The organism is Streptomyces malaysiensis subsp. samsunensis (genome assembly GCF_024519315.1).
Classification (GTDB): Bacteria; Actinomycetota; Actinomycetes; order Streptomycetales; family Streptomycetaceae; genus Streptomyces; species Streptomyces malaysiensis.
In genome coordinates, this window is sequence record NZ_JANIIC010000034.1 from 1 (window position 1) to 20,449 (window position 20,449).

General features: G+C 71.3%; 14 protein-coding genes and 2 pseudogenes. 7 read left to right on the plus strand and 9 right to left on the minus strand.

Going from position 1 to position 20,449, the window contains the following annotated elements; translation table 11 throughout:
• Nucleotides 1-170 precede the first annotated feature (170 nt).
• Nucleotides 171-416: a hypothetical protein gene (locus NQU54_RS49405; RefSeq protein WP_306279099.1), complete on the plus strand. Its 246-nt coding sequence runs from the start codon at nt 171-173 to the stop codon at nt 414-416.
• A 503-nt stretch (nt 417-919) separates the two neighbouring features.
• Here NQU54_RS49405 and NQU54_RS26535 read toward each other — a convergent pair.
• On the minus strand, nt 920-1,426 hold the full coding sequence (locus NQU54_RS26535) for a PT domain-containing protein (RefSeq protein ID WP_257633316.1): 507 nt from the start codon (nt 1,424-1,426) through the stop codon (nt 920-922).
• Between the two features lie 60 nt (nt 1,427-1,486).
• Nucleotides 1,487-2,737, minus strand: coding sequence for a fumarylacetoacetase (gene fahA / locus NQU54_RS26540; protein ID WP_257633317.1), 1,251 nt, complete (start codon nt 2,735-2,737; stop codon nt 1,487-1,489).
• A gap of 233 nt (nt 2,738-2,970) precedes the next feature.
• On the opposite strand from fahA, the pseudogene NQU54_RS26545 reads away from it, so the two are divergent.
• The 6 genes and pseudogenes from NQU54_RS26545 (at nt 2,971) to NQU54_RS26570 (ending at nt 10,890) form a co-directional block, all read left to right on the plus strand.
• Nucleotides 2,971-4,195 (plus strand): annotated as a pseudogene (locus NQU54_RS26545) (carboxylate--amine ligase).
• A 22-nt stretch (nt 4,196-4,217) separates the two neighbouring features.
• Nucleotides 4,218-5,420 (plus strand): annotated as a pseudogene (locus NQU54_RS26550) (FAD-dependent oxidoreductase).
• A 671-nt stretch (nt 5,421-6,091) separates the two neighbouring features.
• Entirely contained in the window at nt 6,092-7,102 is a 1,011-nt protein-coding gene (locus tag NQU54_RS26555) for a polyprenyl synthetase family protein (RefSeq protein ID WP_257633318.1), read from the plus strand.
• A 543-nt stretch (nt 7,103-7,645) separates the two neighbouring features.
• Entirely contained in the window at nt 7,646-8,881 is a 1,236-nt protein-coding gene (locus tag NQU54_RS26560) for a LolA family protein (RefSeq protein ID WP_257633319.1), read from the plus strand.
• Between the two features lie 94 nt (nt 8,882-8,975).
• On the plus strand, nt 8,976-9,959 hold the full coding sequence (locus tag NQU54_RS26565; RefSeq protein ID WP_087684263.1) for an ABC transporter ATP-binding protein: 984 nt from the start codon (nt 8,976-8,978) through the stop codon (nt 9,957-9,959).
• Nucleotides 9,946-10,890, plus strand: a complete 945-nt coding sequence (locus tag NQU54_RS26570; protein WP_257633320.1) for an ABC transporter permease — start codon at nt 9,946-9,948, stop codon at nt 10,888-10,890. The genes NQU54_RS26565 and NQU54_RS26570 overlap by 14 nt, the downstream gene beginning before the upstream one ends.
• A 64-nt stretch (nt 10,891-10,954) precedes the next feature.
• Here NQU54_RS26570 and NQU54_RS26575 read toward each other — a convergent pair whose 3' ends face one another.
• The 7 genes from NQU54_RS26575 to NQU54_RS26605 all read right to left on the minus strand — a co-directional run bounded on the left by NQU54_RS26575 (nt 10,955) and on the right by NQU54_RS26605 (nt 20,449).
• Nucleotides 10,955-11,953 carry a M28 family metallopeptidase gene (locus NQU54_RS26575; protein ID WP_257633321.1) on the minus strand — a complete coding sequence of 333 codons (999 nt, stop codon included), beginning with the start codon at nt 11,951-11,953 and terminating at the stop codon, nt 10,955-10,957.
• Between the two features lie 196 nt (nt 11,954-12,149).
• The gene (rarD, locus tag NQU54_RS26580) at nt 12,150-13,310 is read right to left on the minus strand and encodes an EamA family transporter RarD (protein ID WP_257633322.1); all 1,161 of its coding nucleotides are present in this window, start codon (nt 13,308-13,310) and stop codon (nt 12,150-12,152) included.
• Nucleotides 13,311-13,448: 138 nt separating this feature from the next.
• Nucleotides 13,449-14,306, minus strand: coding sequence for an SDR family oxidoreductase (locus NQU54_RS26585; RefSeq protein WP_257633323.1), 858 nt, complete (start codon nt 14,304-14,306; stop codon nt 13,449-13,451).
• A 105-nt stretch (nt 14,307-14,411) separates the two neighbouring features.
• The gene (locus tag NQU54_RS26590) at nt 14,412-16,391 is read right to left on the minus strand and encodes an APC family permease (protein ID WP_257633324.1); all 1,980 of its coding nucleotides are present in this window, start codon (nt 16,389-16,391) and stop codon (nt 14,412-14,414) included.
• Nucleotides 16,392-16,497: 106 nt separating this feature from the next.
• A complete protein-coding gene (locus NQU54_RS26595) occupies nt 16,498-17,580 on the minus strand; it encodes a 2-oxoacid:ferredoxin oxidoreductase subunit beta (protein ID WP_257633325.1) in 1,083 nt (360 codons plus the stop codon).
• Nucleotides 17,573-19,525: a 2-oxoacid:acceptor oxidoreductase subunit alpha gene (locus NQU54_RS26600; protein ID WP_257633326.1), complete on the minus strand. Its 1,953-nt coding sequence runs from the start codon at nt 19,523-19,525 to the stop codon at nt 17,573-17,575. The genes NQU54_RS26595 and NQU54_RS26600 overlap by 8 nt, the downstream gene beginning before the upstream one ends.
• A 231-nt stretch (nt 19,526-19,756) precedes the next feature.
• Complete coding sequence (locus NQU54_RS26605) at nt 19,757-20,449, minus strand: response regulator transcription factor (protein ID WP_257633327.1); 693 nt, start codon at nt 20,447-20,449, stop codon at nt 19,757-19,759.

A 20,449-nucleotide genomic window follows, 5' to 3' on the forward strand; every position in this document is an offset into this window, starting at 1 on the left:
ACCCGCCTGCCTCTTCCCGGATCCGCCCGCCCTGCCCCTTCCCGAATCCAGGGGCTCCTGGAGCTCCGGCCGGGCCAACTCCAGCCCCTCCGGCGTTTGAGGAGCGGGGTCCGGGGCGGAGCCCCGGCGGGGGTCAGGGGGCGGAGCCCCCTGGTTCGGGAAGGGGCGGGGTGGGGAAACGCCACGCCGCCACCGCTGTCGTCGCCTTCGCCGCGTACGCGCGTACGCGGGTCCTGCCAGCAGACGCCGACGCCGCCCCGCTCGGCGAACTCCCGGACCACATAGGCGGCGGAGGGGAACCACGCGAACCGCAGCCACAGGCTGATGTCGAGGGTGGTGAACAACTGCCACAGACCGAGGGCAGCCGGCAGCGAACCGCCGCGCAAGCCGTAAGCGAACCGCCGCGCAAGCCGTAAGCGAACCGCCGCGCAGGGCGTAGCGGCCCCAGGAGCGGCGCAGGAGCGTCCGGGGCACGGCGCCCCGGGCCCGGGAGCCTCCGGCGCCGAACGGGGCCGTACGGGCGTGGTGGGCGCGCCCCATCGGCCCGCCGCCAGTGCCCCCGGCTAGCTGACCCGCCGGATAGCTGATGGCGTGGGCGCCGAGGTGAGACCGTGACCCGGGCGCGGGCGTTGTCCTGGGCGACGCCCCGCAGGCCGTAGCCGTTTCGGACCCGGACCGCCCGATCCGCGAACCACCGGGCGCCCGGGACGGCGAGGAACGCCTGGACGACGGCCGGGCGCTGGGAGGCCGCCGAGCCGGCGCAGCCGCTCGACGTGGAGGACGTCGGTACGGGCGGAGACGCACAGCCGGTCGGCGACACGGGCGGGCGCGGGGACGGGGCCCCACCGCGCACGGCGGGCCCCCGGCGCGCTGGTGCGCCAGGGGCCCGGGCGCCGGGCGGGGTGTCCGGCGTCGCGGTTCAGCCGGTCGGGAGATCGGTCGGGACGCCGCTCGGCAGATCGGTCGGCAGACCGGAGGGCAGCGACGTCGGAATACCCGAGGGAAGGTCGCTGGGCGAGGTCGTCCTGGTGAAGGTGTCGTTCTTGGCGAGCGCGTCCCAGTCGACCGTGAGGGTCTTGCCGTCCGCGCTCGGGGTGACCTTGCCCGCACTGCGGTCGGTGTTGCCGTCGGCGCACTTGAGCATGAGCATCTTCCCGCCCATGTCGGCGTACTCGCCGTCGCAGATGTGCTTGCCCGCCATCAGGATGGCCTTCTTGCCGTTGATGGACAGGATGACGGCCTCGTCACCGGACTTGGCCACGTAGGTGCCCGAGACCTTGGCGTCCGCGCCCCCCTCCGCCGGGGCGCTCGACGCGGAGGAGGTGTCCTTGGACGTGTCCTTCTTGTCGTCGTCGTCACTGCCGCATGCGGTCAGTAGCAGGGCGGCCGCCGCCACCGTGCCGGCGATGCCTACTGCCTTCTTCACGTGCTTCTCCTCGATCGTCAGGGCTCGTCAGGGCAGGAGCACGACAAATTAGCAGCCGTGTCAGGGCGTGGCCGGGACGACCTGGCCGGTCACCTCGCCCAGACCGATACGGGTCCCTCGCGGGCCCGGTGCCCAGGCCGTGATGGTCACTTCGTCACCGTCCTCCAGGAAGGTCCGGGTGCCGTCGGGCAGGTGCAGCGGGTCGCGGCCGGCCCAGGTGAGTTCGAGCAGGCAGCCGAGCTCGTCCGGGCGCGGGCCGCTGACCGTGCCGGAGGCGAAGACGTCGCCCGTGCGCAGCGAGGCGCCGTTCACCGTCATATGGGCGAGCTGCTGGGCCGCGGTCCAGTACATGGCGGAGAAGGGCGGGCGGGAGATCGTATGGCCGTTGAGGGCGACCTCCAGCCGCAGATCGAGCCCGCCGGGCTCGGCGGCGCTGTCGTCGAGGTAGGGGAGGAGCGGGACGTCGCGGGCGGGCGGGCTGGTACGGGCCACGGAGAGGGCCTCCAGCGGGGTGACCCACGCGGCGAGGGAGGTGGTGAAGGACTTGCCGAGGAACGGGCCGAGCGGGCGGTACTCCCACGCCTGGATGTCGCGTGCGGACCAGTCGTTGAGCAGACAGACGCCGAAGACGTGATCGTGGAACCCGGAGAGCGGCACCGGTGTATTCACAGTGGAAGGCGCGCCGATGACGAAGGCCACCTCCGCCTCGAAGTCGAGGCGCAGGGAGGGGCCGAAGACCGGAGTGGGGGAGGAAGCGTGTGGTGCGGAGGTATCGGCAGGGGGCAGCCGCTGGCCCTGTGGACGGACGACGGGCGTGCCCGAGACGAGGATCGTGCCGGCCCGGCCGTGGTAGCCGATGGGCATGTGTTTCCAGTTGGGGGTGAGCGCGTCGCCGTCGGGGCGGAAGATCCTGCCCGTGTTGGTGGCGTGGTGCTCGCTCGCATAGAAGTCGGCGTAGTCGGCCACCTCGATGGGGAGATGGAGCGCCACGGTGGGGAGGGGGTGCATCAGGGGCTCGATGGTCGACCGGTGCGCCGGGTCGGTGAGCCAGTCGAGCACCTCGGCGCGGACGGCCTGCCAGACCGGGCGGCCCGCGGCCATCAGCGGGTTGAGGGTGTCGGCGCCCAGGAGTTCGGCGTGCGGAGAGGCGGTGGCGGCCGCGGCGGCGCCCGCGTCCAGCACATGGTTTCCGTAGCGCACCCCGATTTTCCGCAGATGGGGAGCGTATGGCGGGGTGAAGACGCCATAGGGGAGGTTGTGCGGGCCGAAGGGGTCGCCTTCGGGCAGGTCCAGCGGGGATCGCTGCGGCATCGGGGCTGCCTCGCCTTCTCCTCGTCACTGCGGGGGCCAGCACACCCTAAGGCGCGGGGAGGGTGGGGAAGAAAGGAAGATGATGTTGTGTCGGCTACTCCCTAAAGAGAAGGCAATGTCCGGAAAATCCTTGCTGGAGGCGGCGATTCCGAAGTAGCGTCCTTCATCGGGGTCACGCACAGTGGGGGGCCACTGGGCTGCGGTGACCGAGGGGGCTCGTGGCGAGCAGTGACGTGCCGTTCGCGGTGGACCGTTCCATACCCGCCCTGGTCGTGAAGATCGGCCACTATCCGCTGCACCACGGTGGCGTCGGCGCCATCCGGTCCCTGGGGCGTCTCGGTATCCCCATGTACGCGGTCACCGAGGACCGTTGGACCCCGGCCGCGCTCTCGCGCCATCTTGACGAGGGCCTTCGTCTGGCCGACCACCGGCAGGGAGCGGCCGGAGCGGCTGGTGGAGGGGCTGCTGCGGATGGGGCGGGCGATCGGCCGGCCGACGGTTCTGCTGCCCACGGACGAGGAGGCGGCGGTGCTGATCGCCGAGCACGCGGACCGGCTCGCCGGGGAGGGCCGCTTCCTCTTCCCGCGCGCCGAGCCCGAGTTGCCCAGGCGGTTGGCGAGCAAGCGGGGGCTGCATGAGCTGTGCGTCAAGCACGGGGTGCCCACGCCCGAGGGCGCCTTCCCGGACACCTATGCCGATGTCAAGGCGTTCGCGGCGAGCGCGCGCTTTCCGGTGGTCGCCAAGAACCGGGAGGCGTTCGAGCGGCGGCAGAAGCCCGCGGTGTGCGGCACCACCCGGATCGAGGGCCCGCGGGAGCTGCTGGACCCGGCGCGGCGGTGGGGGCCGCGGCCGGGGGTGGTCCTCCAGGAGTATCTGCCGCGGGAGGAGGCCGAGGACTGGATCGTGCACGCGTACTTCGACGCCCGGAGCACACCGCTGGCCATGTTCACCGGGGTCAAGGTGCGGTCCTGGCCGCCGCACGCGGGCATGACGGCATGCGCCTATGTGGTGGAGAACGAGGAGCTGGCGCGGATGGCGGCCCGGTTCGTCCAGCGGATCGGCTTCAGCGGCATCGTCGATCTGGACTGGCGCTACGACCGGCGCGACGGACGGTACAAACTGCTGGACTTCAATCCGCGGATGGGCGCCCAGTTCCGGCTCTTCGAGAGCGCGACCCGGATCGATGTCGTACGGGCCCAGCATCTCGATCTGACGGGACGTCCGGTTCCCGGGGCCGGGCAGCGACCGGCCCGGCGGTTCCTGGTCGAGAACATCGACCTGCCCGCGCTGCTCGCCTACCGCCGCAGCGGATACACCACCCCGCACGCCCCGGCGCGGGCGAGCGGGACCGAGCTCGCATGGGCCGCGCGGGACGACATGAAGCCGTTCTTCACCATGCTGGCCCGCTCGCTGCGGCCCGGTGCGGCACAGCTGTACCGGCTGTGGCGCGCCAAGTGAACGCGACACCTTGGGGGGATTCATGAACGATCCGGTAGTGGTCATCGGGGCTGGTCCATACGGTCTGTCGACCGCCGCTCATCTGCGCGCCCGCGGGCTGCCGGTCCGGGTCTTCGGGGAGCCGATGGTGAGCTGGCGCGAGCGGATGCCCGCGGGCATGCCGCTCAAGTCCACACCGGCCGCCTCGAACATCGACGCACCGCGGCCGGGGCACACCCTGCTCGACTTCTGCCATGCGGTGGGCGGGCCGCGCTATGAGTCCGACTGGGACCTCGTCCCCGTGGAGACCTTCTCGGCCTATGGACTGTGGTTTCCAGGAGCGGCTGGTGCCCGAGCTGGAGCGGGTGCGGGTGGTGGCGGTCGACCGGCGGGGCGGCCGGTTCGAGCTGAAGCTGGACTCGGGGGAGCAGTTCACGGCGCGCGCCGTCGTCGTCGCCAGCGGGCTCGGCGGGCTCGCCCACCTCCCCCGGGAGCTGGCCGCCGCCGTACCGGACGGGCCCGCTCCGGGCGGCCCCGTCTCCCACAGTTCGCAACACCATGACCTCGGGCGCTTCCGGGGGCGTGAGGTGGTGGTCGTCGGGGCCGGGCAGTCGGCGCTGGAGAGCGCGGTGCTGCTGGCCGAGGCGGGCGCCGCCGCCGTGCGGGTGGTGGCCCGCGGACCGCGCGCGGTCTCCTTCGGCACCCCGCCGGACCACCAGCCCAGGCTGCGGCCCGAGTCGCCGTTCGGCCGCGCCTGGTCGCTGTACGCGCTGTCGTACCACGCCGTGGGCTTCCGGTGGCTGCCCGCCCCGGCCCGGGAGTATCTGGTGCGCAGGGTGCTGGGGCCCAAGGGCGCCTGGTGGCTGAGGGACCGGTTCGCCGGGCGGGTGCGGGTCACCCAGGGGCGGCGGATCAGCCGGGTCACCGTGGGGGACGACGGCCGTCCGGTGCTGGCCCTGCGCGGGGGCGGCCGGGTCGGGGAGCTGGCCGCCGACCATGTGCTGGCCGCGACGGGCTATCGGATGAGCCTCGCGGCACTGGACTTCCTCGGCCCCGCCCTCCGCTCCGAGCTGGTCACCGGTGCCGGGGCCCCTGGCTCGACGCCGGTTACGGCTCCTCGGTCCCCGGCCTCTACTTCACCGGGCTGCCCGCGGCGGCGAGTTTCGGCCCGGTGATGCGGTTCGTCTGCGGCACGGAGTACGCGTCGCCACGCCTGGCGAAGGCGGTGGCCGCCGCATACGGATAGGTGGGGGTACCTGCGGTCATGGGGTGGCTTCCGGCCCTGGGGTGGCCTCCGGCCCTGGGGTGGCCTCCGGCCCTGGGGTGGCTTCCGGCCCTGGGTGGCCTCCGGTACGGGTTGGCCTCCTGGCCGTGGGGTGGCTTCCGGTCATGGGGTGGCGCCTGGCCGTCGGTTGGCCCCGTCCGGGTCAGCTGACCGGCGGCCCCGGCCACTGGTCGGTCCCGGGCCATTGGCCCGCCCGTGGCCACCGGCCTCCCGTGGCCAACCGGTTGGCTCGTGGCCGTCAGCCCGCGTGCGGCCGCCGGTCGGTATGTGGCCATCGGCTGGTCCCGGCTGCCGGGTGGCGGTTAGCGGGTAGCGGACCGGGCGGGGGCGCCAATCAGCCTCGGTGGCTGGGTGGGCCCCGGGCGTTGGCCGGGTTGGCTGGGTGGCTTGTGGCCGGATTTGGTTGCCCGGGTGGGCCCGGGGGCTACTGGCCGAATGGGGGCCGGGGCATGAATGATCTGCTGCGATCGCGGTACTGCGATGTGAAGCGGCCGGTTCGGGACAGAGCGGTGAGAGGCGCACAAGGCGGGAAGGCGCCCATGGTGATCGAGACTCGACCGGATACCCTGCCTGTTGGTGGAGGCAGCGACACATCGACATTCGCGTCATTCGTAGGCAGACAGGAGTACCCCGTGAGCTTCGTCGGGCCCTTGGGGCTGAGCGTGCGGGACCGGACTCTGGAAGCCGATACCCAGGCCGGGCTGACGGCGGTCGAAGAGGGCCTGTTGGAGGCCACCAAAAGCGATGTGCCGTTCATCACGGAGGCCGCCCAGCATCTGGTGCGGGCCGGTGGGAAGCGGTTCCGGCCCCTGCTGGTGCTGCTGGCCGCGCAGTTTGGCGATCCGCACGCACCCGGAGTGGTGCCCTCGGCCGTGGTCGTCGAGCTCACCCATCTGGCCACGCTGTACCACGACGATGTGATGGACGAGGCGGAGGTGCGGCGCGGGGTCTCCAGCCCCAACGCCCGCTGGGGCAACTCGGTGGCGGTCCTCACCGGCGACTTCCTCTTCGCCCGGGCCTCGCACATCCTGGCCGACCTCGGCCCCGAGGCGGTGCGGATCCAGGCCGAGGCGTTCGAGCGGCTGGTCACCGGCCAGATCCTGGAGACGGCGGGCCCGCGCGACGGCCGAGACCCGGTCGAGCACTATCTGGATGTGCTGGCCGGGAAGACGGGCTCGCTGATCGCTGTCTCGGGCCGGTTCGGCGCGATGATGGCGGGCGCAGACGAGAGCATCGTGAGCATCCTCACCCAGTACGGCGAGCGGCTCGGCATGGCCTTCCAGCTCGCCGATGATTTGCTGGACATCGCCAGCGACAGCCATGAGTCCGGTAAGACCCCCGGCACGGATCTGCGCGAGGGCGTGGCCACCCTGCCCGTGCTCTATCTGCGGGAGCAGGCCGAGGCGACCGGTTCGGCCGAGGACCGCGAGCTGTGCAAACTGCTCGCGGGCGATCTCACCGATGACGCGCGCCATGCCGAGGTGCTGCGGCGGCTGCGCGCCCATTCGGCGCTGGAGCGGGCCCGCCAGGTCACGGTCCGCTATGCGGCGGAGGCCCGTTCGATGCTGGCGCCGCTGCCGGAGGGCCCGGCGAAGACGGCCCTCGAGGGGCTGTGCGACGCGGTGGTCCACCGGGCCGGCTGACACCGGACGGCAGCCAACGCGTGGGGCGCTCCCCCACCTGGTGCCTGCGGCCCCCGCTTGGCGTTTGCGGATCTCGCTCGGCGCCCGCGGCCCTCGTCTGGCGCCTGTGGCCCCCGCCCGGCGCCCGCGGCCCCGCCCGCGTCCGGACTCCCGGAACAGCCGACCCTGGCTTCCCCCGGAGAGCCCTTCCTGGCTCCCACTCCACCCCGACCGGCTCCGGGCTCCAGGCCCGGGCCCCGGGAAGCCACCGGGCCCACCCCGCCGGGGGAGCCGACCCTTGACTCCTGGGGGAGCGTCCCCGACTCCTGACGGAACCGCCCCCCGACTCCCGGGGCCCCCCGCCCCTCGGGGAGGCCCCTGAGTTCCGGAGGGGTGGTGTCATACCCGAGGCTTACGTCGAGGTGATCCTGGGGGCTGACGCGCCACGTCGCACGATTTGGTGGGATGAAAAGACCACCACATGGCGGGATCGGGTGACAATGGCCCGAGAGGTGGACGAGTGCAAGCTGACGAACCGCCGCCGACGACGGAGGTAGAGCACACATGGCACGGATCCGACCGACACAGGTCGCCGACGACGGCTTCTGGGATGAGGAGCGGCCATCACGAGGGAAGAAGGCCGCCCGGTACGCCGCCCCGGTCGCCGTCGCGGGCATCGCGGCGGCGACGATAGGACTGGTCCCGGCGCTCGCGAGCACCGGTGACCCCAATCTGCCGAAGATCTCGGCGCAAGAGCTCATCAGCAAGATGGCGGCATCGGACGCCCAGCAGATGTCCGGCTCGGTGAAGATCACCACCGATCTGGGCATCCCCTCGCTCCCCGGCGGCGGCTCCATCGCCGACCTCGGCGGGGCGCAGGGCGGCGACGCGTCCGCCGCGCCCGACGCCAAGCTGATGGAGCTGGTCTCCGGCTCCCACACCCTGCGGGTGGCCACCGACGGCCCCGACAAGCAGCGGGTGTCGATCGTCGAGAACGCCGCCGAATACAGCCTGATCCACAACGGCGACGAGATCTGGGCGTACGACAGCGGCAGCAACTCCGCCTACCACGCCACCGCCCCCAAGGGCGCCAAGGCCAAGGGCGACCACCGGCAGGAGTTGCCGAAGGATCTGCGGGACGTCACGCCCCAGGAGATCGCCAAGAAGGTGCTCGCCTCCGTGGACGACACCACCGATGTGACGGTCGACGGCACCTCCCGGGTCGCCGGGCGGGACGCGTACGACCTGCTGATCAAGCCCAAGCAGGGCAGCGACTCCACGATCGGATCCGTCCGTATCGCGGTGGACGCGGACAACGGTGTCCCGCTGAAGTTCACGCTCTCCCCGAAGAGCGGCGGCAAGGCGGTCATCGACGTGGGCTTCACCAAGGTGGACTTCGGCAAGCCCAAGGCGAGCACCTTCGCGTTCACCCCGCCCAAGGGCGCCAAGGTCACCGAGGAGCCCACGGCCGACCGGAAGCACGCGCAGAAGGACTTCGGCGCCAAGGACTTCAAGGACGCCCAGGGCGCCCTGTCCGGGCTGAACGTCGTCGGTAAGGGCTGGGACTCGGTCGCCCGCCTCGACACCCCCGGCGGCGCCGCGGCGCCCAGCGGCGACAGCGGCCCGGGCGCGGCCTCCGGCCTCCTCGACGGCTTCGGCAAGGAGGTCAAGGGGAAGTTCGGCTCCGGCACCGTGGTCAGCACCCGGCTGGTGAACGCGCTGCTCACCGACGACGGCAAGGTGTTCGTCGGCGCGGTCGACAAGGACGCCCTGGTCAAGGCCGCCAACGCGGCCAAGTGAGGTCACCGGGCGCGCAGGCGCGGACAAGGCGGCCGTAGACGCGGACACGACGGCGTAAGGCGTAGACACGACGGACGGACGAGAAGGGGAGCCCGTGGAGCAGCGGTCCACCGAGGAGGACGATGCCGCGGTGGAGACCCGCGGGCTCACCAAGCGTTACCGGGGTGGGCAGCTCGCGGTCGACGCGCTGGACCTGTCCGTGCCGCGCGGCAGCGTCTTCGGCTTCCTCGGGCCCAACGGCTCGGGGAAGACGACGACCATCCGCATGCTCATGGGCCTGATCGAGCCCACCTCGGGCAGGGCCAGGCTGCTCGGCGAGCCGATGCCACGCGCCGCCCGGAGCGTGCTGCCCAGGGTGGGCGCCCTCATCGAGGGCCCCGCCCTCTACCCCTTTCTGACCGGCCGCGACAATCTGCTGCGCTACGACGCCGCCGACCCCACCGCCGACCCCCGCACCCGGACCGCCCGCGTCGCGGCCGCCCTGGACCGGGTCGGGCTGGCCGCCGCGGCCGGGAAGCGGGCCCGCGCCTACTCGCTCGGCATGAAGCAGCGGCTGGGCCTGGCCGCCGCGCTGCTCCAGCCGCGTGAGCTGCTGGTCCTGGACGAGCCGACCAACGGTCTCGATCCGCAGGGCATGCGCGAGATCCGCTCCCTGGTGCGCGAACTGGCCGAGGAGGGCACCACCGTCTTCCTCTCCTCCCATCTCCTCGATGAGATCGAACAGGTGTGCACTCATGCCGCGGTCATGGCCCAGGGCCGTCTGATCGCCCAGGGCACGGTGGCCGAGCTGGCGGCGGGCAGCCGCGGCCGGCTGGCCATCACCACCCCGGACCCGGTGGACGCGGTCCGGGTCCTGAAGGAGCACGGGGTGACGGACCTGGTGATTCTGGACGAGCGGGTCTCCGGCGAACTGCCGGTGCCCGGCCCCGGCGCGGCGGACGCACCGCTGGAGCTGGCCGATCTCAACGCGGCCCTCGTACGCGCCGGGGTGCGGGTTCGGGCCTTCGGGGCCGAACGCGCCTCGCTCGAGGACGCGTTTGTCGCGCTGACCGGGGAGGGCTTCGATGTCGCGGGCTGATGAACCGAAGTCGGCCGACACCGGCGTACCGAAGACGGCCGACACCCGCCCACCGGGCCCGACAACGGACAAGAGACCCACGAGCCCCCTGTGGGCCCTCGCACTCTTCCGCTCCGAGCTGACCACCACCCTCCGCCGCTGGCGGACCCTGGCCCTGCTCGGGGTGCTCGCGCTGATCCCGATCCTCATCGGTGTCGCGGTGAAGATCGAGACGAGCGACGGCGGCGGCTTCGGCGGCGGTCGTGGGGGAGGCGGAGAAGGCCCCGCCTTCTTCCCCCAGATCACCAACAACGGCATCTTCCTGGTCTTCGCGTCACTCGCGGCGACGCTGCCCGTCTTTCTGCCGATGGTGATCGGCGTGATCACCGGTGACGCCATCGCCGGTGAGGCGGGCTCGGGGACGCTGCGCTATCTGCTGGTCGCCCCGGCCGGGCGGACCCGTCTGCTGCTGGCGAAATTCACCACCTCCATGGCCTTCTGCCTGATCGCGACCCTGGTGGTGGCGCTCTCGGGCCTGGTGACGGGGGCGCTGCTCTTCCCGCTCGGCGATGTCACGCTGATCTCGGGCATCACCGTCTCGTTCGAGGAAGCGCTGCTGCGGGCCCTCGGCGTGGCGGCCCTGGTGGCCCTGTCGCTGGTGGGCATAGCGACGGTGGGGCTGTTCATCTCCACCCTCACCAACAGCGGGATCGCGGCCATGGCCACGACCGTGGGGCTGGTGATCACCGCGCAGATCCTTGACACCATCCCGCAGCTGCACGCGATCCACCCATATCTCTTCCCGCACTACTGGCTCAGCTTCGCCGATCTCCTCCGCGAGCCGGTCTACTGGGACGAGCTGGTCAAGAACCTGGGATTGCAGGGGCTGTACGTCGCCGTGTTCGGCTCGGCGGCCTGGGCCCGGTTCACCGCGAAGGACATCACGGCCTGAGCGGGCGGCACGGCCTGAGCCGGCGGCCGACGGAGCCGAACACGGCATGTCGCGTCATCCGGGATCAGGCGCCGCCGAGCGTCCAGACCGCGTAGGCGATGGCGTCGCTGTTGCGGTCCAGGGCGGTGTCGTCGATGTTGCTCGTGGTGTCGCACGAGCGGTGGTAGCAGCGGTCGAACGCCTGGCCTGAGGTGCCGCCCCACTTCTGGGCCTGGGCGGCGGTCTTGATGTAGTCGGCGCCGCTGAAGAGACCGCCCACCGGGATGCCCACGTTCTTGAACGGCGCGTGGTCGGAGCGACCGTCGCCCTCGGTCTCGATCTCGGTGGGGACGCCCTTGGCGGAGAAGAACGCCTTGAAGACCGACTCGATCCCGGGGTCGTCGTCATACACGAAGTAGCCGGGGTTGGGCGAGCCGATCATGTCGAAGTTGAGATAGCCGTCGATCTTCGCCCGTTCGGATGACGGCAGGTTGTTGACGTAGAAGCGGGAGCCGACCATCCCCAGCTCCTCGGCGCCCCACCAGGCGAACCGCACATGTTTGGTGGGCTTCGCGCCCTGGCGGGCGACGGCCAGCGCGGTCTCCAGGATTCCGGCGGAGCCCGAGCCGTTGTCGTTGATCCCGGGGCCGGCGCTGACGGAGTCGAGATGGGCGCCGGAGAACACCACGTTGTTGGTGTCGCCGCCGGGCCAGTCGGCGATGAGGTTGTAGCCGGTGGCCCCGCCGGAGGTGAACTGTTGCACGGTGGTGGTGTATCCGGCGGCGTCCAGCTTGCCCTTGATGTAGTCGAGCGACGCCTTGTAGCCGGGGCGGCCATGGGCCCGGTTGCCGCCGTTGGCGGTGGCGATGGACTGAAGCTGGGTCAGATGGGCCTTCACGTTGGCCACGGAGATGTCCGGCGCCGCGAGGGCGGTACGGGCGTCCGCCGAGTCCCGGGCCGATGCGGCGGCGGAGGTGGCGGGGGCGGCCGAGAGCAGGGCGGCGACGGCCGTACCGGCGGCGGCCATGGCGGCCGTCCGGCGTATCAGGGATCTTCGGGGGCGGCGCTCAGCGCATGACGACATGGGGGGCTCCGGTTCCGAACGAGGACAGGACGGAATGACGTGACGCTGTGTGGTGCACGTGCCCGTGGGGGCGGTGGAGCGGTGAACCGACGGTGCGGTGAAGCGGTGACGTGAAGCCGTGCGGCGTAAAGCCGTGATGACGTGAGGCTGATGCTCCGGGCGTGGCTGACTCCGCGTCAAGGGCGGAAACCGGACATCACCCGCCGGATATCGGTCCCGGCCGGGCATCGCGCACGGCGGCTTCCGATACGGCGGCCTCCGGTACGACGCCGTCCGATACGGCGGCCTCGGACACCGCCTCGGCCACGGCGACGGTCCCGGCCACGGCCGTCTCCGGAACGGCTTGAGCTCCCGGAACGACTTCCGCTCCCGGAGCGACCTCGGACCCCGGAACGACCTCGGCCCCCACTGTCGCCGACAGCGCGGCCGCCCGCGCGGCGGCGTCGGCCAGGTCCCGCCGCGCCCGCCGGGCGGTGCGCAGCGCGTCCCAGGTGAGCAGCGCGAGGGCGAGCCAGACGAGGGAGAAGCCCGCCCACCGTTCGGGTGGCATCGACTCGTGGAAGACGGTGAGCCCGAGGAGGAACTGGAAGGTCGGCGCCACGTATTGCAGCATCCCGATCGTCGACAGCGGCAGCCGCACCGCCGAGGCCCCGAAGCAGATGAGCGGCAGCGCCGTGACGAAGCCGCAGCTGACCAGCAGTACCGAGTGCCCGGCGCCCTCGCTCGCGAAGGTGCTGCCGCCGTGCGCCCCGAGCCAGATCAGGAAGCCGAGCGCGGGCAGGAACTGCACGGCGGTCTCGGCGGCCAGCGACTCCAGCCCGTCCAGCCCGACCCGCTTCTTGGCCAGGCTGTACGTCGCGAAGCTGAAGGCGAGCGTGAGGGCGATCCACGGCAGCTTGCCGTAGCCCACCGCCAGTACGCCCACGGCCACCGCCCCGACGCCGACCGCCGCCCACTGCGCGGGCCGCAGCCGCTCACGCAGCAGCAGCACCCCGAAGGCGATGCTGACCAGCGGGTTGATGAAGTATCCGAGCGCGGTCTCCACCACATGGCCGCTGTTGACGCCCCAGATGTACAGGCCCCAGTTGACCGAGATCACGGTCGCGGCGAGCGCGATCATGGCCAGCCGCCTGGGCTGCCGCAGCAGCGGCCGTATCCAGTTCCAGCGGCGCAGCACCAGCAGCACCAGGCCGACGGCCACCAGCGACCACACCATCCGGTGGGCCAGGATCTCGACCGCGCCGGCGGGCTCGAGCAGCGGCCAGAAGAGCGGCACCAGCCCCCAGAAGCCGTATGCCGCGAAGCCGTAGAGGAGACCGGTGTGATCGGCGCGGTCCTGCTGGTCCTGCGGCGTCACGGCACCCTCCCCGACGGCATGGCGAGCCCTCCGGCGGGCCCGTTCCGAGGGTCCGAAGGTAGCGCCGGGGAGGGCCGCCTGTCATTCCCGTCTCAGGAAACGGTGATGACAGGCGGGCCGTGGTGCGCGCGGGCCCGATCAGCCCTTCAGCGCGGCCGCGACCGCGTCCGCGATGGGCGTGGTCGGGCGGCCGATGAGCCGGGACAGCTCGCCCGGGGTGGCGTCCAGCCGGCCGCGCTCGATGGCCGCCTCGACATCGGTGAGGATCGCGGCGAGCGGCTCGGGGACGCCCGCGCCGGTGAGGATGTTCTTGTACTCGTCCGTGGAGACGGCGCCGTAGACGATCTTCTTCCCGCTCTGCGCGGCGACCACATCGGCGTACTCGGCGAAGCTCCAGGCGGTGTCGCCGGACAGCTCGTACGCCTTGCCCTCGTGGCCCTCGCCGGTCAGGACGGCGACGGCGGCCGCCGCGTAGTCGGCGCGCGAGGCGGAGGCGACGCGGCCCTCGCCCGCGGCGCCCACGACGGCGCCGTGCTCCAGGACGGTGGCGAGGTTCTCGGTGTAGTTCTCGTGGTACCAGCCGTTGCGCAGCAGCGCGTACGGCAGACCGGAGTCGAGGATCGCCCGCTCGGTGACCTTGTGCTCATCGGCCAGGGTGAAGTCGGCGGCGGGGCCGCCCAGGACGCTGGTGTAGGCGAGCAGTGCGACCCCGGCCTCCTTGGCGGCGTCGATCACGGCCTGGTGCTGCGGAACGCGCTGCCCGACCTCGCTGCCGGAGATCAGCAGCACCTTGTCGCCCGCGGCGAAGGCGCCGGGGAGCGTCTCGGGCCGGTTGTAGTCGGCCACATGCAGCCGCACACCCCGGTCGGCGAGGCCGGCGGCCTTCGCGGTGTCGCGCACGACCGCGGTGATCTGGTCGGCGGGGACCTTCTCCAGCAGCCCCTCGACGACGAGGCGGCCGAGGTGGCCGGTGGCTCCGGTGACGACGATGCTCATACGTATGACTCTCCTGTTTCGAGGTCGGGCACACCCGCGGTCGGGTACACCCACCATAAGGGAAGCGCTAACTATTAGAAAGGTGCCTTGGTCAAGGGAGTGTGTTCATTCGGATTCCGGCCGCTCCCCGGCCCCCCGCTCCCGTGCCGCGAGGCTGACGGCGAACGGCAGGATCGTCACCGCCACACCCGGCAGCCGCTCCAGCGCCTTCGCCAGCGACTCCGCGGTGCCCCGGTGCAGCAGCTTGCCCAGCGGCGAGGCGTAGGTGCGGCGCGGCACCAGCAGGGTCAGCGCGGTGTGCCCGTCCTCGGTGGTACGGGCCGCCAGCTCCATCACCGCATGGCGCAGCCGCCGGTCCGGGCACTCCACGACCTCCAGCGGCACCGTCACCCCCGCCGTGGCCTCCCACCGGGCCATCAGCCGGCGGGCATGGGTCTCGTCCACCATGAAGTGCACCGCGCGGACCTCGTCGGGCCGCAGCTCATGCGCGTACCGCAGCGCCTTGACCGTCGCGAGGTCGATGCTGTCCGCCATCACGAAGACGACATGGCGCCGCCAGCGCGGCACATCGTCCCCGGGGCGTGGCACCGCCTCCAGGGCGGCCGCCTCCGCGCGGTACTCGCGATTGATCCGGATCAGCGCCCAGACCCCGAGCGGGAAGACCACCACGACCAGCCAGGCGCCCTCGGTGAACTTGGTGATCCCGAAGATCAGCACCACGGTGGCGGAGACGATCGCGGTGGTGAGGTTGACCGCGACCTTCCAGATCCGGCCCGGCTCCCGGCGCCGCAGGTGATAGGCGGTCAGCCCGGCCCCGGCCATGGTGAACGCGGTGAACACGCCGATCGCGTACAGCGCCACCAGCCGGTCCACATTGGCCTCGGTGACCACCAGCAGCGCCAGCGCCACCACGGCCAGCGAGATGATCCCGTTGGAGAAGGAGAGCCGGTGGCCGCGCCGGGTGAGCTGCCGGGGCAGAAAGCGGTCCTCGGCCACGAAGCTGGCCAGGAAGGGGAAGCCGGTGAAGGGCGTGTTGGCGCCCGTATAGAGGATGAGCGCGGTCGCCAGCTGGACGAACGCCAGCCCCAGCGCGCCCACGACCCCGCCGCCGAAGACCAGATGGGCCTCCTGCGCCAGTACGGTCGGGGTGCCGTCCCGGTAGGGGATGGCGTGGGTGAAGTGGGCGAGCGCGGAGACCCCGAGGACCAGCGTGCCCAGGATGCAGCTCATCGTGATCAGCGTGCGGCGGGCGTTGTGGCCCTTGGGGTCGCGGAAGACCGAGACGCTGTTGGAGATCGCCTCCAGGCCGGTCAGCGAGGAGCCGCCGTTGGCGAACGAGCGCAGCACGATGAAGAGTGAGGCGCCGTAGAGCCAGCCGCTGCCCGCGGTGCCGAGCGGCACCGCGCCCGCGGCGTGCACATCGGCGTGCGGCAGCCGCCCGGTGAGCCCGCGGACCACGCCCACCACCAGCATCAGCCCGACGGCGAAGATGAAGAGGTAGGCGGGCACCATGAAGACCCGCCCGGCCTCGCGCAGTCCGCGCAGATTGCCGTAGGCGAGGATGAGGATCACCAGGGCGCTGATGGGCAGTTGGAGATGGTCGATACCGGTCCAGGTGCCGCCGACGAGATGGGCGAACGAGATGATCGCGTTGGTGCCCGCGGAGACCTGGACCGCCACGGTGACGATGTAGTCCACCAGCAGTGCCACGGACGCGATCTGGGCGATGTCCGGGCCGAAGTTCTCCCGCGCCACCACATAGGAGCCGCCCGCCCGGGTGTAGATCATCACCACATCGCTGTAGCAGAGCGTCACCAGCAGCAGCACCAGCAGAATCGCCCCGGTCACCGGGAGGATCAGGGTGAACGCCGCGACCCCGATGACCGGCACCAGCACCCGCAGCATCTCCTCGCTGCCGTACGCCGTCGACGAGATGCAGTCGGAGGCCAGCACGCCCAGCGCGGCCGGGTTGCCCAGCTTCTCGCGCCGGATCCGCTCGGTGACCAGGGGCGGGCCGAGCAGCAGCCGCTTGAGACGGTAGCCGGGGCGGTCGGGCGGCTGGATCGGCGCGGCGGTGTCGGACATGCGGATAGCAGAGCGGGTGCCCGGCCGGGGCGCGCTCAGACGCTCCGGCCGGGCACCCGCCTGTGCCCGTATGTACGAATGGACCCGGGGCGGGCCCTGGGGGCGATCAGCCGACGACGGTCCAGGTGTCGCCGCCGGCGAGGAGTGCGCCGAGGTCGCCCTTGCCCTTCAGCTCCACGGCGTTGTCGAGCTGGTCGGACATCTGGGTGTCGTAGACCGGGCGCTCCACGTTGCGCAGTACGCCGATGGGGGTGTGGTGGAGGGTGTCGGGGTCGGCCAGTCGGGTCAGCGCGAACGCCGTGGTGGGTGAGGTGGCGTGGGCGTCGTGCACCAGTACCTGGTGCTCGTTCTCGGGTGTGACGGTGATCACTTCGAGGTCGCCGGTGTGCTGGTTGCGGATGACGCCCTTGGACTGGTCGAGGCCGAAGCGGATCGGCTGTCCGTGCTCCAGCCGGATCACGGCCTCCTGGGCCTGCTGCTTGTCCTTCAGGGCCTCGAAGGCGCCGTCGTTGAAGATGTTGCAGTTCTGGTAGATCTCCACCAGCGCGGTGCCGGGGTGGGCCGCCGCCTGCCGCAGCACCTCGGTGAGGTGCTTGCGGTCGGAGTCGACGGTGCGGGCCACGAAGCCCGCCTCGGCGCCGAGCGCGAGGGAGAGCGGGTTGAACGGCGAGTCCAGGGAGCCCATCGGGGTCGACTTGGTGATCTTGCCGACCTCGGAGGTGGGGCTGTACTGACCCTTGGTCAGGCCGTAGATGCGGTTGTTGAAGAGCAGGATCTTCAGGTTCACATTGCGGCGCAGCGCGTGGATCAGGTGGTTGCCGCCGATGGACAGCGCGTCGCCGTCACCGGTGACGACCCACACCGACAGATCGCGGCGGGAGGCGGCCAGCCCGGTGGCGATGGCGGGGGCGCGGCCGTGGATGGAGTGCATCCCGTAGGTGTTCATGTAGTACGGGAAGCGTGAGGAGCAGCCGATGCCGGAGACGAAGACGATGTTCTCCTTCGCCAGGCCCAGTTCGGGCATGAAGCCCTGGACGGCGGCGAGGATCGCGTAGTCACCGCAGCCGGGGCACCAGCGGACCTCCTGGTCGGACTTGAAGTCCTTCATCGTCTGCTTGACGGCGGTCTTGGGCACCAGGGAGAGCGCGCTGGGCGCCGATGCCGCCCCCTCGGCGATGGTGTCAGTCATCGATGGCCTCCTTGAGGGCGGTGGCGAGCTGTTCGGCCTTGAACGGCAGTCCGCGGACCTGGGTGAAGGAGCGGGCGTCGACCAGATAGCGGGCGCGCAGCAGCGTGGCCAGCTGCCCGAGGTTCATCTCCGGCACCACGACCTTCTCGTAACCCTCCAGCACCTTGCCGAGGTTGGCGGGGAAGGGGTTGAGATGGCGCAGATGGGCCTGGGCGATCCGGTCGCCCGCGGTGCGGACGCGGCGCACGGCCGCGGTGATCGGGCCGTAGGTCGATCCCCACCCCAGGACCAGGGTGCGGGCGTCGCCGGTCGGGTCGTCCACCTCGATGTCCGGCACGGCGATGCCGTCCACCTTGGCCTGGCGGATGCGGACCATGTGGTCGTGGTTGGCCGGGTCGTAGGAGATGTTGCCGGTGCCGTCCTGCTTCTCGATGCCGCCGATCCGGTGCTCGAGGCCCGGCGTTCCGGGCACGGCCCAGGGGCGGGCCAGGGTCTTGGGGTCGCGCTTGTACGGCCAGAAGACCTCGGTGCCGTCGGCCAGCACATGGTTGGGGCCGGTGGCGAACCGGACCCGCAGGTCGGGCAGCTCGTCGACGTCCGGCACCCGCCAGGGCTCCGAGCCGTTGGCCAGATAGCCGTCCGACAGCAGGAACACCGGGGTCCGGTAGGTCAGCGCGATCCGGGCGGCCTCCAGCGCGGCGTCGAAGCAGTCGGCGGGGGTCTTGGGCGCCACGATCGGCACCGGGGCCTCGCCGTTGCGCCCGTACATGGCCTGGAGCAGATCCGCCTGCTCGGTCTTGGTCGGCAGCCCGGTGGAGGGACCGCCGCGCTGAATGTCGATCACCAGCAGCGGCAGCTCGAGGGAGACCGCGAGCCCGATGGTCTCCGACTTCAGCGCCACACCGGGGCCGGAGGTGGTGGTCACCGCGAGGGAGCCGCCGAAGGCCGCGCCCAGCGCGGCGCCGATCCCGGCGATCTCGTCCTCGGCCTGGAAGCTGCGCACACCGAAGTTCTTGTGCTTGGACAGCTCGTGCAGGATGTCGGATGCCGGGGTGATCGGATACGACCCCAGGAACAGCGGCAGATCCGCCTGGCGGGAGGCCGCGATCAGCCCGTAGGACAGCGCCAGGTTCCCGGAGATGTTCCGGTAGGTGCCGGTGGGGAACGCGGTGGTGGCCGGGGCGACCTCGTAGGAGACGGCGAAGTCCTCGGTGGTCTCACCGAAGTTCCAGCCCGCCCGGAAGGCCGTCACATTGGCCTCGGCGATCTGCGGCTTCTTGGCGAACTTCTGCCGCAGGAACTTCTCGGTGCCCTCGGTCGGCCGGTGGTACATCCACGACAGCAGCCCGAGCGCGAACATGTTCTTGCTGCGCTCGGCCTCCTTGCGGGACAGGCCGAACTCCTTCAGTGCCTCGACGGTGAGCGTGGTGAGCGGCACCGGGTGGACGTGATAGCCGTCCAGCGAGCCGTCCTCCAGAGGGCTTTGGTCATAGCCGACCTTGGCCATGGGGCGCTTGGTGAACTCGTCGGTGTTGACGATGATTTCCGCCCCGCGCGGCACATCGGGGAGGTTGGCCTTCAGCGCGGCCGGGTTCATCGCGACCAGCACGTTCGGCGCGTCACCGGGCGTGAGGATGTCGTGATCGGCGAAGTGGAGCTGGAAGCTCGACACTCCGGGCAGGGTACCGGCGGGGGCCCGGATCTCCGCCGGGAAGTTCGGCAGGGTGGACAGGTCGTTTCCGAACGACGCCGTCTCCGAGGTGAACCGGTCACCCGTGAGCTGCATACCGTCACCCGAGTCACCCGCGAACCGGATGATCACCCGGTCCAGACGGCGGATCTCTTTACCGCCGTCCCCTGTTCGCTGCCCCCCGACGGGCGACTGCCCGCCCTGCTGATCGGCTGGTTCGGCCTGCTCGGCCGGGCTACTGACCTGGCTGGTCACTGCTTCGGACCTCCCTTGAGGCGGCGCTCATGGACAGTCGGTGCCGACCGGTTGTCCCACGACCATCGTACGTCGGTAAGGGTGGCCTTCCTTGGCCGGATCACATGGTGGACGCCGAAAGAAGAACCATATATGTCCTGGTTTGACATGACGCGCCCCTCCCCCCTTGCAGCTATTTCCCTGGTACCTCGTTCAGCCTTTGGCCTCGCTTTGGCCCGCGGGAGTCTGCTTTCAGGAATTGAGATAGGTCAGAACGGCGAGCACCCGACGGTGATCCCCGTCACTCGGCGACAGGCCCAGCTTCAAGAAGATGTTGCTCACATGCTTCTCGACCGCTCCGTCGCTCACCACGAGCTGCCGGGCGATGGCCGAATTGGTCCGGCCCTCGGCCATCAGCCCCAGGACCTCGCGCTCCCTCGGGGTGAGCCCGGCCAGCACATCCTGCTTGCGGCTGCGGCCCAGCAGCTGGGCGACGACCTCCGGGTCGAGCGCCGTACCGCCCTGGGCGACCCGCACCACCGCGTCCACGAACTCGCGCACCTCGGCCACCCGGTCCTTGAGCAGATAGCCGACGCCCCGGCTGTTCCCGGCCAGCAGCTCGGTGGCGTACTGCTCCTCCACATACTGGGACAGGACCAGCACCCCCAGGCCCGGATGGTCGCGGCGGAGCCGGACGGCCGCCCGCACCCCCTCGTCGGTGTGGGTGGGCGGCATCCGCACATCGGCCACCACCACATCCGGCGGTGCGCACTCGTCGGCCAGCTCCCGCACCGACTTGATCAGCGCTTCCGCGTCCCCGACGCCCGCGACCACCTCATGGCCCCGGTCGGTCAGCAGCCGGGTCAGCCCCTCCCGCAGCAGCACCGAATCCTCGGCGATGACCACCCGTACTCTGTCCGCCACGATGTTCGGCCCCCGTTCCAT